Origin of the sequence: Aureimonas ureilytica, assembly GCF_001475935.1 — a bacterium.
GTDB classification, from domain to species: domain Bacteria; phylum Pseudomonadota; class Alphaproteobacteria; order Rhizobiales; family Rhizobiaceae; genus Aureimonas; species Aureimonas ureilytica_A.
The window spans coordinates 118,192-134,289 of sequence record NZ_LDQA01000015.1 but is presented as its reverse complement, the minus strand read 5'-3'; the positions used below and the strand labels follow the sequence as shown (position 1 = coordinate 134,289).

General features: G+C 66.1%; 16 protein-coding genes. 1 reads left to right on the top strand and 15 read right to left on the bottom strand.

Translation table 11 applies throughout. The features are described 5' to 3' along the window. Nucleotides 1–159 precede the first annotated feature (159 nt). From NS365_RS06605 to NS365_RS06550, 12 genes are all read right to left on the bottom strand, one after another. Nucleotides 160–558, bottom strand: coding sequence for a DUF4345 family protein (locus NS365_RS06605; RefSeq protein WP_058599474.1), 399 nt, complete (start codon nucleotides 556–558; stop codon nucleotides 160–162). A gap of 116 nt (nucleotides 559–674) precedes the next feature. Next, nucleotides 675–1,175, bottom strand: a complete 501-nt coding sequence (locus NS365_RS06600) for a hypothetical protein (RefSeq protein ID WP_153003681.1) — start codon at nucleotides 1,173–1,175, stop codon at nucleotides 675–677. Between the two features lie 34 nt (nucleotides 1,176–1,209). Then, nucleotides 1,210–3,399, bottom strand: a complete 2,190-nt coding sequence (locus tag NS365_RS06595) for a primosomal protein N' (RefSeq protein ID WP_193753402.1) — start codon at nucleotides 3,397–3,399, stop codon at nucleotides 1,210–1,212. 134 nt (nucleotides 3,400–3,533) lie between these two features. Beyond that, a complete protein-coding gene (locus tag NS365_RS06590) occupies nucleotides 3,534–3,998 on the bottom strand; it encodes a GFA family protein (RefSeq protein ID WP_058599472.1) in 465 nt (154 codons plus the stop codon). 142 nt (nucleotides 3,999–4,140) lie between these two features. Next, nucleotides 4,141–4,644 (bottom strand): DNA starvation/stationary phase protection protein Dps, encoded by a 504-nt coding sequence (gene dps / locus NS365_RS06585; protein WP_058599471.1) that lies wholly within the window; start codon nucleotides 4,642–4,644, stop codon nucleotides 4,141–4,143. Nucleotides 4,645–4,777: 133 nt separating this feature from the next. Beyond that, nucleotides 4,778–5,401 (bottom strand): peptide-methionine (S)-S-oxide reductase MsrA, encoded by a 624-nt coding sequence (msrA, locus tag NS365_RS06580; RefSeq protein WP_153003680.1) that lies wholly within the window; start codon nucleotides 5,399–5,401, stop codon nucleotides 4,778–4,780. A 91-nt stretch (nucleotides 5,402–5,492) separates the two neighbouring features. Next, entirely contained in the window at nucleotides 5,493–6,272 is a 780-nt protein-coding gene (locus tag NS365_RS06575) for a succinate dehydrogenase iron-sulfur subunit (protein ID WP_058599470.1), read from the bottom strand. Nucleotides 6,273–6,425: 153 nt separating this feature from the next. Next, entirely contained in the window at nucleotides 6,426–7,592 is a 1,167-nt protein-coding gene (locus NS365_RS06570; RefSeq protein WP_058599469.1) for an App1 family protein, read from the bottom strand. Between the two features lie 111 nt (nucleotides 7,593–7,703). Next, a complete protein-coding gene (gene sdhA / locus NS365_RS06565) occupies nucleotides 7,704–9,542 on the bottom strand; it encodes a succinate dehydrogenase flavoprotein subunit (protein ID WP_058599468.1) in 1,839 nt (612 codons plus the stop codon). 1 nt (nucleotide 9,543) lies between these two features. After that, complete coding sequence (gene sdhD, locus NS365_RS06560) at nucleotides 9,544–9,921, bottom strand: succinate dehydrogenase, hydrophobic membrane anchor protein (protein WP_058599467.1); 378 nt, start codon at nucleotides 9,919–9,921, stop codon at nucleotides 9,544–9,546. A gap of 11 nt (nucleotides 9,922–9,932) precedes the next feature. Then, nucleotides 9,933–10,322, bottom strand: coding sequence for a succinate dehydrogenase, cytochrome b556 subunit (sdhC, locus tag NS365_RS06555; RefSeq protein WP_058599532.1), 390 nt, complete (start codon nucleotides 10,320–10,322; stop codon nucleotides 9,933–9,935). A 201-nt stretch (nucleotides 10,323–10,523) separates the two neighbouring features. After that, entirely contained in the window at nucleotides 10,524–10,994 is a 471-nt protein-coding gene (locus tag NS365_RS06550) for a GNAT family N-acetyltransferase (protein ID WP_058599466.1), read from the bottom strand. A gap of 248 nt (nucleotides 10,995–11,242) precedes the next feature. Between NS365_RS06550 and NS365_RS06545 the strand changes: the two genes are divergently transcribed. Next, nucleotides 11,243–12,427, top strand: a complete 1,185-nt coding sequence (locus NS365_RS06545) for a GGDEF domain-containing protein (RefSeq protein WP_058599465.1) — start codon at nucleotides 11,243–11,245, stop codon at nucleotides 12,425–12,427. A gap of 91 nt (nucleotides 12,428–12,518) precedes the next feature. On the opposite strand, the gene leuC is transcribed toward NS365_RS06545, so the two are convergent. The 3 genes from leuC to NS365_RS06530 form a co-directional block, all read right to left on the bottom strand. Next, the gene (gene leuC / locus NS365_RS06540; protein WP_058599464.1) at nucleotides 12,519–13,934 is read right to left on the bottom strand and encodes a 3-isopropylmalate dehydratase large subunit; all 1,416 of its coding nucleotides are present in this window, start codon (nucleotides 13,932–13,934) and stop codon (nucleotides 12,519–12,521) included. Nucleotides 13,935–14,418: 484 nt separating this feature from the next. Then, nucleotides 14,419–15,240: an amino acid ABC transporter permease gene (locus tag NS365_RS06535; RefSeq protein ID WP_058599463.1), complete on the bottom strand. Its 822-nt coding sequence runs from the start codon at nucleotides 15,238–15,240 to the stop codon at nucleotides 14,419–14,421. After that, nucleotides 15,237–16,043 carry a transporter substrate-binding domain-containing protein gene (locus NS365_RS06530; protein WP_058599462.1) on the bottom strand — a complete coding sequence of 269 codons (807 nt, stop codon included), beginning with the start codon at nucleotides 16,041–16,043 and terminating at the stop codon, nucleotides 15,237–15,239. Before NS365_RS06530 ends, NS365_RS06535 begins: the two co-directional genes overlap by 4 nt. Nucleotides 16,044–16,098 lie beyond the last annotated feature (55 nt).

Below are 16,098 nucleotides of genomic sequence, written 5' to 3'. Positions count from 1 at the left end.
CGAGCGCGACACCTGGAAACGGGTCAAAAAAATGGCGACGGATGGGAACAAAGACCCCGCCGCGCCGGAATGAAGGTCGTCTAACACAGCGATCCGGGGACGACAATGGAGCTTTCGCGCCCATTTTCCGATGTTGTTAAGCGGCTTGCCTTCGGCTGCTCAAGCCGAGACGAGGCCGAGCGCGGGCGCCAGACACAGGAAGGCGAGCGCGAGGTTGAACAGGAACAGCGTCCAGTTCAGGAGCGTCGCGCCCTGATCGGAGAGAATCGACACGAGCCGCCCGAAGGCGACGAAGAGCCAGGCCGCGCCCAGAGCCATCTGGATCAACGTCTGGTAGGAGCCGAGCGTCAGGAGAGCTACGCCCAGGCCCAGCGGAAAGCCGGCAATCGTGCCTCGCACCTCGGCCAGCCCCGTGCGTCTCGCCTCGCTGGTTTCCAAGCCATGCGCGCGCAGAAAGAGGCGGGGCGCGAACATGGCGAAGAGCCCGTAGAGCACGGAAACGCAGGCCGCGATAAAGGGCAGAAGGTCCGGCAGGTTGGTCGGAAGCTCGAGGGACATGGGCAAAGGCTCGCGAAAAGGTGATCAAGGGGAGGAGCGTCTTCCGACGCAAGGAGGCGAGACGGTACGAAAGGTCAAGGTGCCCTATGGTTTCCCCTGCCCAGGGTCTGCCGCTGTTACGGGGCGCAGGAGCCAATGATGTCGATCGTCTCCCGCCCCTCGCCACGCGTCGTCGCCAGCGTGCCGGTGAAACGGTTGCGGCCCTTTTCGGAGCCGGCGGGCCGCAGGGTCATGGTGATGTTGAGGCGGGGCTCGCCGGCCGAGCGCCAGACCGTGACGCTCGCGCCCTCGCCATCCGGCCCGCTGCGCAGCTTTTCCAGTTCACGGAGCAAGCCGTCCTTCATGACATAGCCGCGCTCGGTCGGCTCGGCTGATTCGCCGGGCTTGGCCGCTGCCATGGTCATGAGACGAAAGCGCCAGGTGGCGGGATCGTCCGCCCGGAAGGCGATCTGCTCGTCCGGCGTGAAGAAGAGGCAGCGCGCGGGCGGCTGAGGCCAAAGGATCGTATCGGAAGGCGGGGTATCGAGCCCGGCGGCCTGCACGGGGCCGAGACAGGCCCAGCCCAGCACGATCGCCCCGCCCGCGCGCTGCACACGCCCCATCCGTGCCCGCGTCATCCGCCTCCCCTTTCGCGTCGAAGTCTTTGCGCTCTCATAGGAAGCTTTGCGGATCGATGTCGATCTGGATCTGCACCGAGCCGCGCGGGCGCGGAGCGCTCGCCACCATGGCTCGGACGAAGCTCTGGATCGGCGCACGCCGCCCTCCTTGAATCAGGAGCCGAAAGCGGTGGCGCCCGCGCACGAGGCCGAGCGGCGCTTCGGCGGGGCCGAGCACTTCGAGATCGCCGTCCTCCGGCGCGGCCTTGCGCAGGAGGCGACCATATTCCTCCGCCTCGCGCCGCGAATCGGCTGAGACGATGATCGCCGCCAATCGTCCGAACGGGGGCAGGCCGGCGCGCTCGCGCTCGGCCGTCTCGCGCTCGTAGAAGCGCTCCGGGTCCCCGGCCGCGATCGCCTGCATCACGGCATGTTCGGGCGCGAAGGTCTGGATCAGGCCACGACTCGGCAGGCCGGAGCGCCCGGCGCGGCCCGTCACCTGATGCAGAAGCTGAAACGTGCGCTCGGCCGCGCGCGGATCGCCATTGTTGAGGCCGAGATCGGCATCCACCGCGCCGACCAGCGTCATCAGCGGGAAGTGATGGCCCTTGGCCACGAGCTGCGTTCCGATCACGATATCGGCCTCGCCCTCGGCCACGGCGTCCAGCTCGCGCCGCAGCCGCCGCGCGCCGCCCGGCAGGTCGGAGGAGAGAAGGATGGTGCGCGCTTCCGGAAAGGCGTGGAGCATTTCCTCGGCCACACGCTCCACACCCGGCCCGCAGGCCACCAGATGATCCAGCGTGCCGCAGCTCGGGCAGGCCTCGGGCCGGCGTTCGGAATGGCCGCAATGGTGGCACTGGAGCACGCCGCGCAGGCGATGATCCACCAACCAGGAGGAGCATTGCCGGCACTGGAAGCGATGGCCGCAGGCGCGGCAGAGCGTCAGCGGCGCATAGCCGCGTCGGTTGAGAAACAGCAGCGCCTGCTCGCCGCGCGCGATCGTTTCCTCGATCGCCGTATGAAGCACGGGCGAGATAAAGCGCCCCTTGGCGGGCGGGTGGCGGCGTAGATCCACCAGTTGAAGGCTCGGCAGCGCGGCAGCCTGAAAGCGCCCGGTGAGCGGCACATGGCGATAACGCCCGGAGCGGGCGTTGACGCGCGTTTCGAGCGAGGGCGTCGCCGACGCCAGAATAACCGCGCATTCGCCGATATGGCCGCGCACCACCGCCATGTCGCGCGCATGGTAGAAGGTGCGATCCTCTTGCTTGTAGGCGGGGTCGTGCTCCTCGTCGACGATGATCAGGCCAAGATCCTTGAACGGAAGGAACAGCGCCGAGCGCGCGCCGGCGACGACCCGCACCCGCCCCTCCGCCACCTGCCGCCAGACGCGCTCACGGTTGCGCGGCGGCACGTCGGAATGCCACTGCGCCGGCTCGGTGCCGAAGCGCGCGTGAAACCGGTCGATGAAGCTCTGCGTCAGCGCGATCTCGGGCAGCAGGATCAGGACCTGCCGCCCTGCCTCCAGCGCCTTGGCGACCGCCTCGAAATAGACCTCTGTCTTGCCCGATCCGGTGACGCCTTCCAAGAGCGAGACGGAAAAGCCCCCCTCCCCCACCGCTTCGCACAGCCGGTCGGCCGCCTCGCGCTGTGTGTCGCTCAAGTCCGCGCGGCCATAGCTCGTGTCAGGCGGGAAGACGATCGGGTGCGGCGGCAGCTTCACCGTCTCGAACGACCCGGCCTTCACCAGCCCGTCCAGCACGGAGGCGGACACGCCGCTTGCGTGGAGGAGACCCGGCCGCGTCCATTCGAGCCCGGCCGTTGCGGTTTCCAGAAGCTTCTGCCGCGCGGGCGTCAGGCGTTCGGGGCGCTGGTCGGTGAGCCGCAGCCCGTCCACGAAGGGCTCGGGATCGAAGGCGACGGGCACGCGCAACACCATGCGCGCGACGAGGCCGGGCGGGGAGAGCGTGTACTCCGCCACCCAGTCGATGAAGCGGCGCATGGCGTCGGGCAGCGGCGGGCAGTCGAAGGCGTGGGTGATCGCCTTCAGCTTCTTGGGGTCCACCGCGTCCGTTTCGCCGTCCCAGACGACGCCGGCCACCTGACGCGGCCCCAGCGGCACCTGCACGATGGAGCCCGGCTGCACCATCATCCCGTCCGGCACGACATAGCTATAGGGCCGCTCGGCGGGCATGGGCACCAGCACCGGAACGGTGCGGGCCGGGAAAAGGTCTCCGAGAAGGGACAAGGCGGATCGGCTCGGCTGCGGAACGGCGGATGACCCCGGAATGGCAGGCTGGTGTCATCGAGGCAAGCGCCGCGCCAGGGGCATGGGGCTCAGATGGCGACGCTTCGCGGCCGGAGCAAGGCCGCACCCAATCTTCACCCGTGCGAGACGGCCTCGGCATAGGCCTGAAGCAGCACCGGAAACTCCGCCTCGTCGGGGAATTTCGGAAAACTCCGCTGCGCGCCGGTCTGCGCAAAGGGCAGTTTCTCGCTCGTATAGGTCTCGATGAAGGGCGCGAACCACGTGGTCTCGTCGAGCATGGTCGGGCGGATGTTCACGAGCCCGTCCATCCCCTCCCAGCGCGTGAAAAGCCAGCTCATGCAGTCCGGGCAGAAGACATGATGGATGCCACCCTGTTTCAGGCCACCGCGCACCGGCTCACCCGAGAGGATCTGGAATCCGTCAGACGGCACCATGGCGCTCAGCGAATAGGCGCTGGAACTCATCCGCTGGCAGCCCGTGCAATGGCAGGCGAAGGTGGCGAGCGGTGCTGCCGAGAGGCGCAAACGAATGCGGCCGCAGCGGCAGCCGCCTTCGAGCGGAAGGTCGGGATGTCTCATCTCGCGAATGGCCTCCTGTCGGGAGCCTCATTGTGAGGCGGGGTGCTCGTCCGGGCAAGGACGCGGTGGCCTCGACCCGTGCCCGAAACGCGAAAAAGGCGCCCTCGCGGACGCCTTCTCGATGGGCCAGAGGAAAGCTCTCTCAGGCGCGCTGGAAATGGCTTTCGAGGAAATACAGCGACTTGTCGATCGCGCGGCCGACTTCGGTGAAGAGATCGGCGGTGAGGTCGTCGCCTGCCTCGTCGGCCTCTTCCACGGCTTCGCGCAGCGCGCCGCCCCACTTGGCATAGGAGTCGGCCAGACGCTTGAGATGGTCCATCGAGTCGACGAGGTCGAGCGGATAAGGATCGAGCAGCGTCGCTTCAGCCGAGGCATGAACCGTGCCGCGCGCCTGCCCACCCAGCGCCGTCAGACGCTCGGCGATCGTGTCCACATAGCCTTCCGCTTCTTCATGAAGGCGGTCGAACATGAGGTGGACGCCGATGAAGTTGGAGCCTTTGACGTTCCAGTGGGCCTGCTTGGCCTGGTAGCTGAGGTCGATCGAGGAGGCCAGGTGCTTCTGCAGAAGCTCGATCATCGAGGCCCGCAGGTTCTCGTTCATCGAGTTCTTGGTGGGATGGATGGGGGTCTTGCCCGCCTTGGACATCGAAAGCTCCTGCGACCATTCAAACGCAAGCCGGCGCGCGTCATGGCGCCGGCGTCTTGTGCAGGAAAAGAGCGCGGCGTCGTTTCGGTTCCACCTCAGAACGGATTTTTCGCGCGGGCGCGATGTCGCAGCCTCAACCGTGCGCCGGCTTCAGGCCCATCTGCGCCTTGTCGCCCCAGACGGCGCGCACCGCCCGGTCCCGCCCGCAGCCCATGCGATAGGCGTTGTAATGGCCGGGATTCTTGCGGGCGAAGTCCTGGTGATACTCTTCGGCCGGGTAGAAGGTCGCCGTCGGCAGAATCTTCGTGGCGATGTCCTGCTTCAGATCGGCCGCGACTTGCCGTTCGCTCGCTTCGGCCGCCTTTCGCTGCGCGTCATTGAGCGGGAAGATCGCGGTGCGATAGGACGGGCCACGGTCGCAGAACTGGCCGCCGGCATCCGTCGGGTCGATCGAATGGAAATAGGCCGAGAGAAGCTTCTCATAGGAAATCTTGGCGGGGTCGTAGGTCACCTTCACCGCCTCGTAATGGCCGGTGCGCTCGGTGATGACGTCCTGATAGGTCGGGTTGGGCAGCGTGCCGCCGATATAGCCCGAGGTCGTGGAGGTGACTCCCTCCACTCGGTCGAGATCGGTTTCCATCGACCAGAAGCAGCCGCCGGCAAAGATCGCCTCTTCGGCCTGCGCGGCCACGGGCGCGAGGCTGGCCAGAAGGGCGAGGGCAACCACGCCCGGCCGCACGAAGTTCGAACGCATCATGAAAAAGCTCCGCCGTCTCGTTCGCTCCAGATACGGCGCGCGCAAGACGGCGGATGCAAGGCGGGCGCGAAAATGGATCGCGCGAGATGCGTCAGACGCGGCGCTCGACCATCATCTTCTTGATCTCGGCGATGGCCTTGGCCGGGTTCAGGCCCTTGGGGCAGGCCTGCGTGCAGTTCATGATCGTGTGGCAGCGATAGAGCTTGAACGGGTCTTCCAGCTCGTCCAGCCGGTCGCCCGTCGCCTCGTCGCGGCTGTCGATCAGCCAGCGATAGGCCTGGAGCAGCACGGCCGGGCCGAGATAGCGCTCGCCGTTCCACCAGTAGCTCGGGCACGAGGTCTGACAGCAGAAGCAGAGAATGCACTCGTAGAGGCCGTCGAGCTTCTCGCGGTCCTCATGGCTCTGGCGCCATTCCTTCTCGGGCTCGGGCGTCTCGGTCTTGAGCCAGGGCTCGATCGAGCGGAGCTGCGCGTAAGGCACGGTGAGATCGGGCACCAGATCCTTGATGACCGGCATATGCGGCAGCGGATAGACCTTCACCGCGCCCGACACTTCGTCCATGCCCTTGGTGCAGGCGAGCGTGTTGGAGCCGTCGATATTCATGGCGCAGGAGCCGCAGATGCCTTCGCGGCAGGAGCGGCGCAGCGTCAGGGTCGAGTCGACATTGTTCTTGATCCAGAGCAGCGCGTCGAGAACCATCGGGCCGCAATCGTCGGTATCGACATAGAACGTGTCGACGCGCGGGTTCTGGCCGTCATCGGGCGACCAGCGATAGATGCCGAACTCGCGCACATTCGAGGCGCCAGCCGGCTTCGGCCAGGTCTTGCCCTTGCCGACGACGGAGTTCTTGGGAAGGCTGAGTTCCACCATGGGGCGTGTTCCGCTGCGACGTCAGTTCTTTAGAATGGGGCTAAACACGAATAGCGCGGCGGTGCAACAAGGCCGATGCACGCAGCGCCGCTTTAAACGATTGTAGCCGCGCGCAGCTTTCGGAATCTTTTCGAGGCTGGCGGAAGCCTGCCATCAGGGCTGCACGATCACGGGAAAACGGCCGAAACGGCTGGGCTTGCCCTCTTCGGCCGCGATCTCGGCCAGAACCGCGTTCTCGGTTCCGGGCGCGATCAGCCCCGCTCCTTCCGCCTGCCGCGCGGCGTCGGCCAGCGTGCGCCCCAGCGTCGTCGGAACGCCCGCCGCCTCGATACGCCGCAGCGCCGCCTTCACGGTTTCCATGGGTGAGCCAGCGGGCAGGACATCGTGAATATGAACCGCCAGAACCCGGCCGGGATGGCGCTCCACCGCGCTGGCATAGACCGAGGCGTCCTTCTGCCCGCTGTCGCCGATCAGGATGAAGGGCAGCGTCGGATTGGCCGCCATCACCGCGTCGATCATCCGGTCCTTGTGGCCGTGGTGGCGGCGCAGGAGCCAGCCGAGCGCGTCGGACGAAAGCGAGCGCAGGAGCATGGGCCCGACCGGAATGCTGCGCAGCGCCATGAAGCGCTCGAAGATATCGGCGAGGTTCCAGGGGCTGGACGAGACGTAGAAGACCGGATTGGTCTCCGCTCCCGCCGCGCCCTCGCAAAGCGCGCGGTAGAAGCGCGACACGCCGGGAAAGGGCAGACGCGCTTCCGGCGAATTGGCCGTGACGATGCGCCAATGCCGCAGCATCTTGAAGGCGCCGGTATGGATGATCGTGTCGTCGATATCGGAGATGATGGCAAAGCGCGCCTTGGGCGAGACGACCCGCGCCCGCGCTTCCACGCTCATCGGCGCGAAATCATAGCCGCGCGCCTTTTGCAGCGTGACGCGGATCTGCGCCCAGGGCGCGTCGCCCTCGGGCATGGTGAGCCCTTCCGCCTCGATGCGGAAATAACCGTCGCGCTGGCTCACCACTTCGCCCGATTGTCCGAGCCCCTCCCACTGGAGGCGCGCACCGCCGATCTCGTCGGTCTCGTAGCGCTTGAAGGTGAGATAGAGGTTGCGGAAGGTCGAGTTCGAATGCGCCGCACCGAAGACGCCCTCGTCTTCCAAGACACGCCCGAGCAGCGTCAGACGCCCGCCGGTGAGATGACCGGGATAGACCACGAGGGTCGGCTGGTCGGTCAGCCGCAGGCGCTGCTTCACCGCAAAGCGCAGGATCCGGCTTCGCCGTAGCAGATGTTCACCGATCGCGCTCAGCGCCCTGACACTCATTCCAGCCGAAATAGCGAAGTCACCCCGCATCGGAAAGGTGGCGCGCCATCCAGCTCAACAAAAAGACCGCCCCGAAAGGCGGCCTTGGATGATGCAGCGATGATTCGCCGATCAGTAAACGCGCTTCTTGGGCGCGATATACTCGATCTGGTTGGACATGGTGTAGGTGTGCACGGGACGATCGTCGAGGCGCACCGTCTTGTTCTGCGTGTCGCAGAAGGAGAGCGTGTGCTTCATCCAGTTGGCGTCGTCGCGATCGGGGAAGTCCTCGCGGGCGTGAGCGCCGCGCGATTCCTGGCGGGCGAGAGCCGAGTCCATGGTGACGACGGCTTGCGAGATCAGGTTGTCGTATTCCAGCGTCTCGATCAGGTCCGTGTTCCAGATCAGCGAACGGTCGGTGACGCGCACGTCATCGGACGACTGCCAGACCTGATGGATCTTCTCGTGGCCCTCTTCCAGCACCTCGCCCGTGCGGAACACGGCGCAGTTGGACTGCATCGTGCGCTGCATGTTGTTGCGAAGCTCGGCCGTCGAGGTCGAACCCTGGGCGTAGCGGAAGCGGTCGAGGCGCGCGAGGGAGTTCTCGCCGGCATCCTTGGGCAGCGGCGCATGGCCCTCGCCCGGCGTCACTGTTTCGGCGCAGCGCAGCGCGGCGGCGCGGCCGAACACCACGAGATCGATCAGCGAGTTGGAGCCCAGGCGATTGGCGCCGTGGACGGACACGCAGGCCGCCTCGCCGACGGCCATCAGGCCGGGCACGACGGTGTCGGCATTGCCGTCCTTCTTGGTCAGGACTTCGCCGTGATAGTTCGTCGGGATGCCGCCCATGTTGTAATGAACGGTCGGCAGAACCGGGATCGGCTCCTTGGTCACGTCCACACCCGCGAAGATGCGCGCCGACTCCGAAATGCCCGGCAGCCGCTCGTGCAGGATCTTCGGGTCGAGATGGTCGAGATGCAGGAAGATGTGGTCCTTGTTCTTGCCGACGCCACGCCCTTCGCGGATTTCCATCGTCATCGAACGGGACACGACGTCACGCGACGCCAGATCCTTGGCCGAGGGGGCATAGCGCTCCATGAAGCGCTCGCCTTCCGAGTTCGTCAGATAGCCGCCCTCGCCGCGCGCGCCTTCCGTGATGAGGCAGCCCGCGCCGTAGATGCCGGTCGGGTGGAACTGCACGAACTCCATGTCCTGCAAGGGCAGGCCGGCGCGCAGCACCATGGCGTTGCCGTCGCCCGTGCAGGTATGGGCCGAGGTCGCCGAGAAATAGGCGCGGCCATAACCGCCGGTCGCCAGGATCGTCTTCTTGGCGGTGAAGCGGTGGATCGAGCCGTCATCCATGTTGAGGGCGACAACGCCGCGGCAGGCGCCGTCCTCGTCCATGATCAGGTCGATCGCGAAATACTCGATGAAGAATTCCGACGAGTAGCGCAGCGACTGGCCATAGAGCGTGTGCAGAATGGCGTGGCCGGTGCGGTCGGCGGCGGCGCAGGTGCGCTGCGCCGGCGGGCCGTTGCCGAAATCGGTGGTCATGCCGCCGAAGGGGCGCTGATAAATCTTGCCGTCCTGCGTGCGCGAGAAGGGCACGCCGAAATGCTCCAGCTCGTAGACGGCGGCGGGCGCGTTGCGCACCAGATATTCGATGGCGTCCTGATCGCCCAGCCAGTCCGACCCCTTGACGGTGTCGTACATGTGCCAGCGCCAGTTGTCCTCGCCCATATTGCCGAGCGAGGCGGCGACACCGCCTTGGGCTGCGACCGTGTGCGAGCGGGTCGGGAAGACCTTGGTGATGCAGGCGGTCTTCAGGCCGGCCTGGGCGGCGCCGAGCGTGGCGCGAAGGCCCGCGCCGCCGGCGCCTACGACCACGACGTCGAAGACGTGATCGACGAACTCATAGGCCTTGCCGTTCTGGCCCGGCGCGGCGGTGCGATGCGGCTGTGCTGTGGCCATATCAGGCTCCGAAGCTCATCTTGATGATCGCGAACACGGCGGCGGCGCCGACCAGGAACGCGAAGAAGGTGTTGAGGATGATCAGCGGCAGCTTCAGCGCGCCGTGGAAATAATCCTCGATGATCGTCTGCATGCCAAGGCGCATATGGATGCAGGGCACCACCACCACAAGCGCCATCACGAGGCCGACGATCGGGTTGGCGAGCGCCGCGCGCACCGTGTCGTAGCCCTCGTCGTGCAGCGAGATCAGCAGCACGATGAAGAAGGCGATCAGAAAGAGGTTGGCGACGGCGGTGAGGCGCTGAAGCCAGAAATGGCCGGTGCCTTCGCCGGTCGCGCCGGAGCCGCGCACGCGCTTCAGGGGCGTTCTCATATCCATGGCGCTGATCCTTAGAAGATGGCGACGACGAGCCACAGAAGAACCGTCCCGACGAGCGAGGCGACCAGCGTGGCGATGGCGAAACGGGTGGACTCCTCGCGGCCGAGGCCGGTGCCGGTGTCCCAGATCAGATGGCGGATGCCGCCGGCGGCATGGTGCAGGAGCGCCCAGGTATAGCCGAACAGGATGAGACGGCCGAAGATCGAGCCGAAGAAGGCCGAGGCATGGTGGAACGAGGCTTCCCCGCTCGCCGCCGCCATCAGCCACCAGACCACGAGCACGGTGCCGAAATAGAGCGCGCCGCCGGTGATGCGGTGGAGGATCGACATCGCCATGGTCGGGCGGAAACGATACACCGACAGGTGCGGCGACAATGGCCGTTGGGATTGGATCTTGGACAAGAACGGCTCCTGAAGCAGTCGCTGATGGGTTGCGGTCGTGAATCGGTTCGGCCGCGGCCGGCAAAAGACCGTCCCCAGCATCTGGAGAATTTCTAAAAGCCCCTTCGCAGCGCGAAATCAAGCCGCAGAATCGAGGTTTCAGGCCCGCGCACGATCCAAACCGATTATATCGCCGCGTGTGCGACGCGCGGCCGCTGCGCGCTAGCGATCCAGAAAGCGGATGACGTAGCTCGACCAGTCGGCGGGCTCGGCCACCTTCTCGTAGAGATGGCGGCCCGACCCGCCATGTCGCGGCGCGTGGAGCACGAGCCGGGACCAGCCCCGCCCATCGGCCTCCTCGGCCAAAAGATCGACCATGGCCTTGGCGATGCCCTTGCGCCGATGCGCCTGATCCACGAACACATGATCGGCCATGCCGGCGCGCATTCCGGTCCAGGGATCGGGCAGATCGTAGAAGACGAGAAATCCGACCAGCGCGCCATCCACCCGCGCGCCCAGGATCTCGCCCGTGCGGTCCTGTAGCAATTGCTCGGCATAGAATGTATCGGGCGCGCCGGGTGCGCCCCGGAACATCGCCTGGTTATAGGCTGAAAGCAGGGGTGCCAGGTCGCGCGCGTCCTTCAGCCGGAGAAGGCCGATCTCGATATCAGGAAGGGGCTCGCTCGCGCTCATGCTCCCGATGTGCGGCGGAACGCGGCTCCGGTCAAGGCGCTTTCGTAGAGTCCGCCGGCCCGGGGCACGGCTGACACGCCCAGGAAGACAGCGCGCCGATACGGATGGAACGCGCCATCAGAGGCCCGTTAACACCGCCATAACTTACATCGGTCAAAGGTGCAGTGGCCGGACGAGATCAGCAAACATCCTTTCTGAACCGTTGATCATCCGACCCCGCATTGATCATGACGAAATATCGAGGTTCCATGCAGGCGAGCATCTTGGCTTGGGCGGTTCCCGCTGTCTTCCTGGCATTCGGAATTGGATTCGCCGTGCTGGGGCGCTTCGACCGCAGCCTGCACGGGTGGAGCCTTTGCTTCTCCCTCGTCGCCATCGGCTTCGCCTCGACCATCCTTCCTGCGGCGGAACACGCCTTCCTGAAGCCGGTTTTCGAGTCGATGGTATTTCTCCTGGCTCTGGGCGGTGCCAATCTCGCACTGGCTGCCCGCATGGGACGCCGGCCGCGGCTGGGTGCCATTGCCGGTATCATCGTCGTGACAGGCATCCTGTCCGGTTTGGCGATGGGGCCAATCGGTAGCGCGACGCTCGATATTCTCGTGGTGCAGACCGGTTGCGCTCTGCTCATGCTTTTGGCCGCGACCTGCATGGGTCCGCGCGCGGAACGCCGTATCGACCGCGTGCTCTTCTGGCTTTGCGTCATGGTGGCCGCGAGCCTCGGGCTCCAGAACGTCCTCCTGATGGCCCTGCCTCAGGATGTTCCCCTGACGAGCCTCAACTGGCGCGACTCCCAATGGGCCTTCGTGTTTCAGTTGAGCGGCGCGATCTCGGGCGTCGCCATGGCCTTTGCGGTGCTGCTGGCCATCGGCCTCGATCTGATCGAGCACCACCGCCGCTCGTCCGATCTCGACGCGTTGACCTTGGCCCTGAACCGGCGCGGCTTCGAACGGCGGGTAACGGAGTTGCGGCGCGGCGCCTCTTCAGACGTGACGTCGGCCCTGATCGTCGCCGATCTCGACTTCTTCAAGCAGATCAACGACCGTTACGGCCATGAGGCGGGCGATGCCGTTATCTGCGGCTTTGCTGCGCTCATGGGCGAAATGGCGAAGCCGCAGGGTTGCGTGTGTCGCTTCGGCGGCGAAGAATTCGCCTTGTTCCAAAGGAACATGAGGCTGGGCGAAGCGCGCGACCTCGCCAACCGGATCCGAAAGGCGCTCTGCCAGGTTCAATGGCCGTTCGACCTTCAGGATCGGCAAATCACCGCCAGCTTCGGCGTCGTCGCGCTCGAGCGGGACGAGTCCCTTTGGGACGCGGTGAGCCGCGCCGACAAGTTGCTCTACATCGCCAAGTCGCATGGGAGAAACCGCGTCGAGGCCGACAAGATCGCTCCAACGCTCGCAGTGGCGGCAGGGCCGGTCCGGCGGGCCGCCTGACAACCGGCGAAGCGACTGCGCTTCGCCGGTCCAACGCTCTCAAGACCCTGCGTGAGCCCATCCGGCGCACCGGAAGGGCTCACGCGTCAGATCACTTCCACTCGCGGATATCGACGAAGCGGCCCGCCACCGCCGCCGCCGCCGCCATGGCGGGCGAGACGAGATGGGTGCGGCCCTTGAAGCCCTGACGGCCCTCGAAATTGCGGTTCGAGGTCGAGGCGCAGCGCTCGTTCGGCTTCAACCGGTCCTCGTTCATGCCAAGGCACATGGAGCAGCCCGGCTCGCGCCAGTCGAACCCGGCCTCGCGGAAGATCCTGTCCAGCCCCTCGGCCTCCGCCTGAAGCTTCACGAGACCTGAGCCCGGCACGATCATGGCCGACACGCTATCGGCCACCTTGCGACCTTCCACGACCTTGGCCACCGCGCGCAGATCCTCGATGCGCCCATTGGTGCAGGAGCCGATGAAGACGCGGTCGATCGCGATGTCCGTCATCTTCGTGCCGGCCTGGAGGCCCATATAGTCCAGCGCACGGCGCTTGGTGTCGCGCTTGGCCTCGTCGGCGATCTCGTCCGGGTTCGGCACCACCCCGTCGATCGACACGACGTCCTCCGGCGAGGAGCCCCAGGAGACGATGGGCGGCAAGTTCGCCGCGTCGAGGCGCACCACCTTATCGAAATGCGCGCCCTCGTCCGTGTGCAGCGTCTTCCAGTAGGACAGGGCCTGCTCGAACGCCGCCCCCTGCGGCGCGCGCGGACGGCCTTCGATATAGTCGAAGGTCGTCTGATCGGGCGCGATCAGGCCGGCGCGCGCGCCGCCCTCGATCGTCATGTTGCAGATCGTCATCCGCCCTTCCATGGAAAGCGCGCGGATCGCCTCCCCGGCGAACTCGATGACATAGCCCGTGCCGCCCGCCGTGCCGATCTGGCCGATAATGGCGAGGATGATGTCCTTGGCCGTCACGCTCTCGGGCAGCGCCCCGTCCACTTGGACGAGCATGTTCTTGGCCTTCTGCTGGATCAGCGTCTGCGTGGCGAGCACGTGCTCGACCTCGGACGTGCCGATGCCATGCGCCAGCGCGCCGAAGGCCCCGTGCGTCGAAGTGTGCGAGTCGCCGCAGACGATCGTCATGCCCGGCAGCGTGAAGCCCTGCTCCGGCCCGATGATGTGGACGATGCCCTGGCGGTTGTCGACCTCGTTGAAATATTCGACGCCGAACTCGGCCGCGTTCTTGGCCAGCGTCTCGACCTGGATGCGGCTTTCCTCGTTGTGGATGCCGCCGCGCCGGTCATAGGTCGGCACGTTGTGATCCACCACCGCCAGCGTGCGCTGCGGGTGGCGCACCTTGCGCCCCGCCGCGCGTAGGCCCTCGAAGGCCTGCGGGCTCGTCACCTCATGCACGAGATGACGGTCGATATAGAGAAGGCTGCCGCCGTTCTCGTCGGTCGAGATCAGGTGATCGTCCCAGATCTTGTCGTAGAGCGTGCGAGGTTTCACAGTCTGGCTCATGAGCTTATCGTCTTCAAAACGGCCGGTCGGCCCAAGGGCCACCGCGCCTGACAGTATCGAACAGGAAGAAGGCGGCGGCCCCGAGGCCGCGCGGCGTCAGCGCGTCAGCAGTACGGCCGAAATCTGCCGGTAGAAAAAGCGGCCGGGCATCCGTGCGCGATCCTCCACCGGGGAAAACCCCAGCGTGGTCGGCAAACGGCCCTCGGACTTCGCGCTCTTTCGCATCGTTCCAAAATACGCCCACCCGCCCGGCTGCGCAATGCCCTGTTGCGCGGGTGAGGTTACGGCATGGCAGGGGACGCCGTCCCCTGCACCCCAGCCAGGGGAAATGATTTCCCCTGGACCCCTCTTCTCTTGGCATGTGTCCGAGATCAGGGCGGGCCGATGGCCCGTCCTGATCTCGGAAAAGTTCCAAGAGAAAGGAAGGGTTCGGGAAGTCCTTCCCGAGCGGGGTTCGGGGCGGCAGCCCCGCCGGGCTCTCGCCTCACCGCCGCAAGCGGCGCTCCAGCGCGCGGGCGGCGAGCGAGAGGGAGACAGTCATGAGGAGGTAGAGATAGGCGACGACGGAATAGGTTTCGAAGAAGCGAAAGGAGCCGGAGGCATAGACCTTGCCCATCTGGGTGATGTCGGCGACGCCGAGCACGGAGACGAGCGAGGAGTCCTTGACCATGGAAACCAGATCGTTGCCGAGCGGGGGCAGAACGGTGCGGATCGCCTGCGGCAGGATCACGAGGCGCAGGCGCTGGAAGGGCGAGAGACCCAAGGCTTCGGCGGCTTCGGTCTGGCCCTTGGGCACGGATTCGAGACCGGCGCGGATGATTTCGGCGATAAAGGCGGAATAGGCGATGACGAGGGCGAGAACGCCGCGCATCAGCAGCGAGACGTCGCGCACGAGGAGTTCGGAGAGAAGGCCGGCCTCGCGTAGGGGTGTCACCAGCCAGTTCCAGGCGGCGACCGTGCCGGGAACGCCGGCAAAGGCGATCCAGAACAGGAGCACGAGCACGGGTACGCCGCGAACGATCTCGACATAGAGGCGCGCGAGATTGCGAGGAAGGCGGCGGCGCGAGCGCCCGGCGAGCGCCACGAGAAAGCCGAGCCCGAGCGCACCGGCAAAGGCCAGCGCGGTGACTTCGACGGTGGTCAGAAGTCCCGTGGCGAGAATCGCGAGGGTCTGCCGCAGCCCAGCCTCGGCCGCGATGACGAGGGCTGCGGCGAGAGCGAGCACGGCCAGGGCGACGAGCCACCAGGGAAAATCCGGCGCGGCGAGCCGGGCACGAAGCCTGAACCCCAAGGGCAAGCGGCTCACGGCTGACCGAGCTTGGCGTCCACGAACCATTTCTGCGTGAGAGCGTCGAGCGTGCCATCGCTTTTGAGCGCGGCAATGGCGGCGTTGACGGGCGCGACGAGATCGGAGCCCTTGGGAAAGATGAAGCCGAACTCGTCCTTGCCGAGCGGTTTACCCACGATCTTGAGCGCGCCGTTGGACGCGGCGACGGAGGCCTGACCGCCGGCGAGATCGCTCAAGACGAGATCGACATCGCCCGCGCGCAGCGCCTGGATCTGCGCGCCGAAGGTCTCGAACAGCTTGACGCGCGGGTTCTGTTCGTTGCCGTCCAGCACCTCGTAAACGGCGGTGTAGAAGGGCGTCGTGCCCGCCTGCGAACCCACCAGCCCCTTGTCCATCGCCTTGAAGGAGGCGGCGTCCGAGAATCGGTTTTCGTCGGCGCGCACGATCATGACCATTTGCGAGAGCATGTAGGGATCGGAGAAGTCGACCTTCTCCTTGCGATCCTCGCGAATGGTGATGCCGGTCATGCCGATATCGTACTGGCCGGCCGAGACGGCCGTGATCATCGCGTCCCAAGAGGCGTTCTCGTAGCGGACCTTGGCGTTCAGCCGGTGGGCGATCTCGTTCATCGCGTCATATTCCCAGCCCACCGCCTGCCCGCTGGCGGCGTCGAGATATTGCAGCGGCGGATAGGCATTCTCCGTCACCACCACGATCTCGCGGCCCTTGAGGTCCGGCAGCGCGGCCCCTTGCGCGAAGGCCGTGCCCGGCACCGCGAGGGCGAGAGCAGCGGCGGCGAGGAAAAGGCGGCGGTGGATCATGGGCTGGGGTTCCGCGATGGTCGGGCTCGGGGAAAGTGTCATGGCAGAGGCGGCC

Excerpts from the sequence above, each read along its gene's own strand:
- sdhA (WP_058599468.1), bottom strand. The coding sequence starts at position 9,542 with ATGGCCACAGCACAGCCGCATCGCACCGCCGCGCCGGGCCAGAACGGC.
- dps (WP_058599471.1), bottom strand. The coding sequence starts at position 4,644 with ATGTCCAAGGCGGGCAAGACCCCCATCCATCCCACCAAGAACTCGATG.
- NS365_RS06575 (WP_058599470.1), bottom strand. The coding sequence starts at position 6,272 with ATGGTGGAACTCAGCCTTCCCAAGAACTCCGTCGTCGGCAAGGGCAAG.
- NS365_RS06570 (WP_058599469.1), bottom strand. The coding sequence starts at position 7,592 with ATGAGTGTCAGGGCGCTGAGCGCGATCGGTGAACATCTGCTACGGCGA.
- msrA (WP_153003680.1), bottom strand. The coding sequence starts at position 5,401 with ATGATGCGTTCGAACTTCGTGCGGCCGGGCGTGGTTGCCCTCGCCCTT.
- NS365_RS06530 (WP_058599462.1), bottom strand. The coding sequence starts at position 16,043 with ATGATCCACCGCCGCCTTTTCCTCGCCGCCGCTGCTCTCGCCCTCGCG.
- NS365_RS06600 (WP_153003681.1), bottom strand. The coding sequence starts at position 1,175 with ATGACGCGGGCACGGATGGGGCGTGTGCAGCGCGCGGGCGGGGCGATC.
- sdhD (WP_058599467.1), bottom strand. The coding sequence starts at position 9,921 with ATGGATATGAGAACGCCCCTGAAGCGCGTGCGCGGCTCCGGCGCGACC.
- NS365_RS06545 (WP_058599465.1), top strand. The coding sequence starts at position 11,243 with ATGCAGGCGAGCATCTTGGCTTGGGCGGTTCCCGCTGTCTTCCTGGCA.
- NS365_RS06550 (WP_058599466.1), bottom strand. The coding sequence starts at position 10,994 with ATGAGCGCGAGCGAGCCCCTTCCTGATATCGAGATCGGCCTTCTCCGG.
- leuC (WP_058599464.1), bottom strand. The coding sequence starts at position 13,934 with ATGAGCCAGACTGTGAAACCTCGCACGCTCTACGACAAGATCTGGGAC.
- NS365_RS06605 (WP_058599474.1), bottom strand. The coding sequence starts at position 558 with ATGTCCCTCGAGCTTCCGACCAACCTGCCGGACCTTCTGCCCTTTATC.
- NS365_RS06590 (WP_058599472.1), bottom strand. The coding sequence starts at position 3,998 with ATGAGACATCCCGACCTTCCGCTCGAAGGCGGCTGCCGCTGCGGCCGC.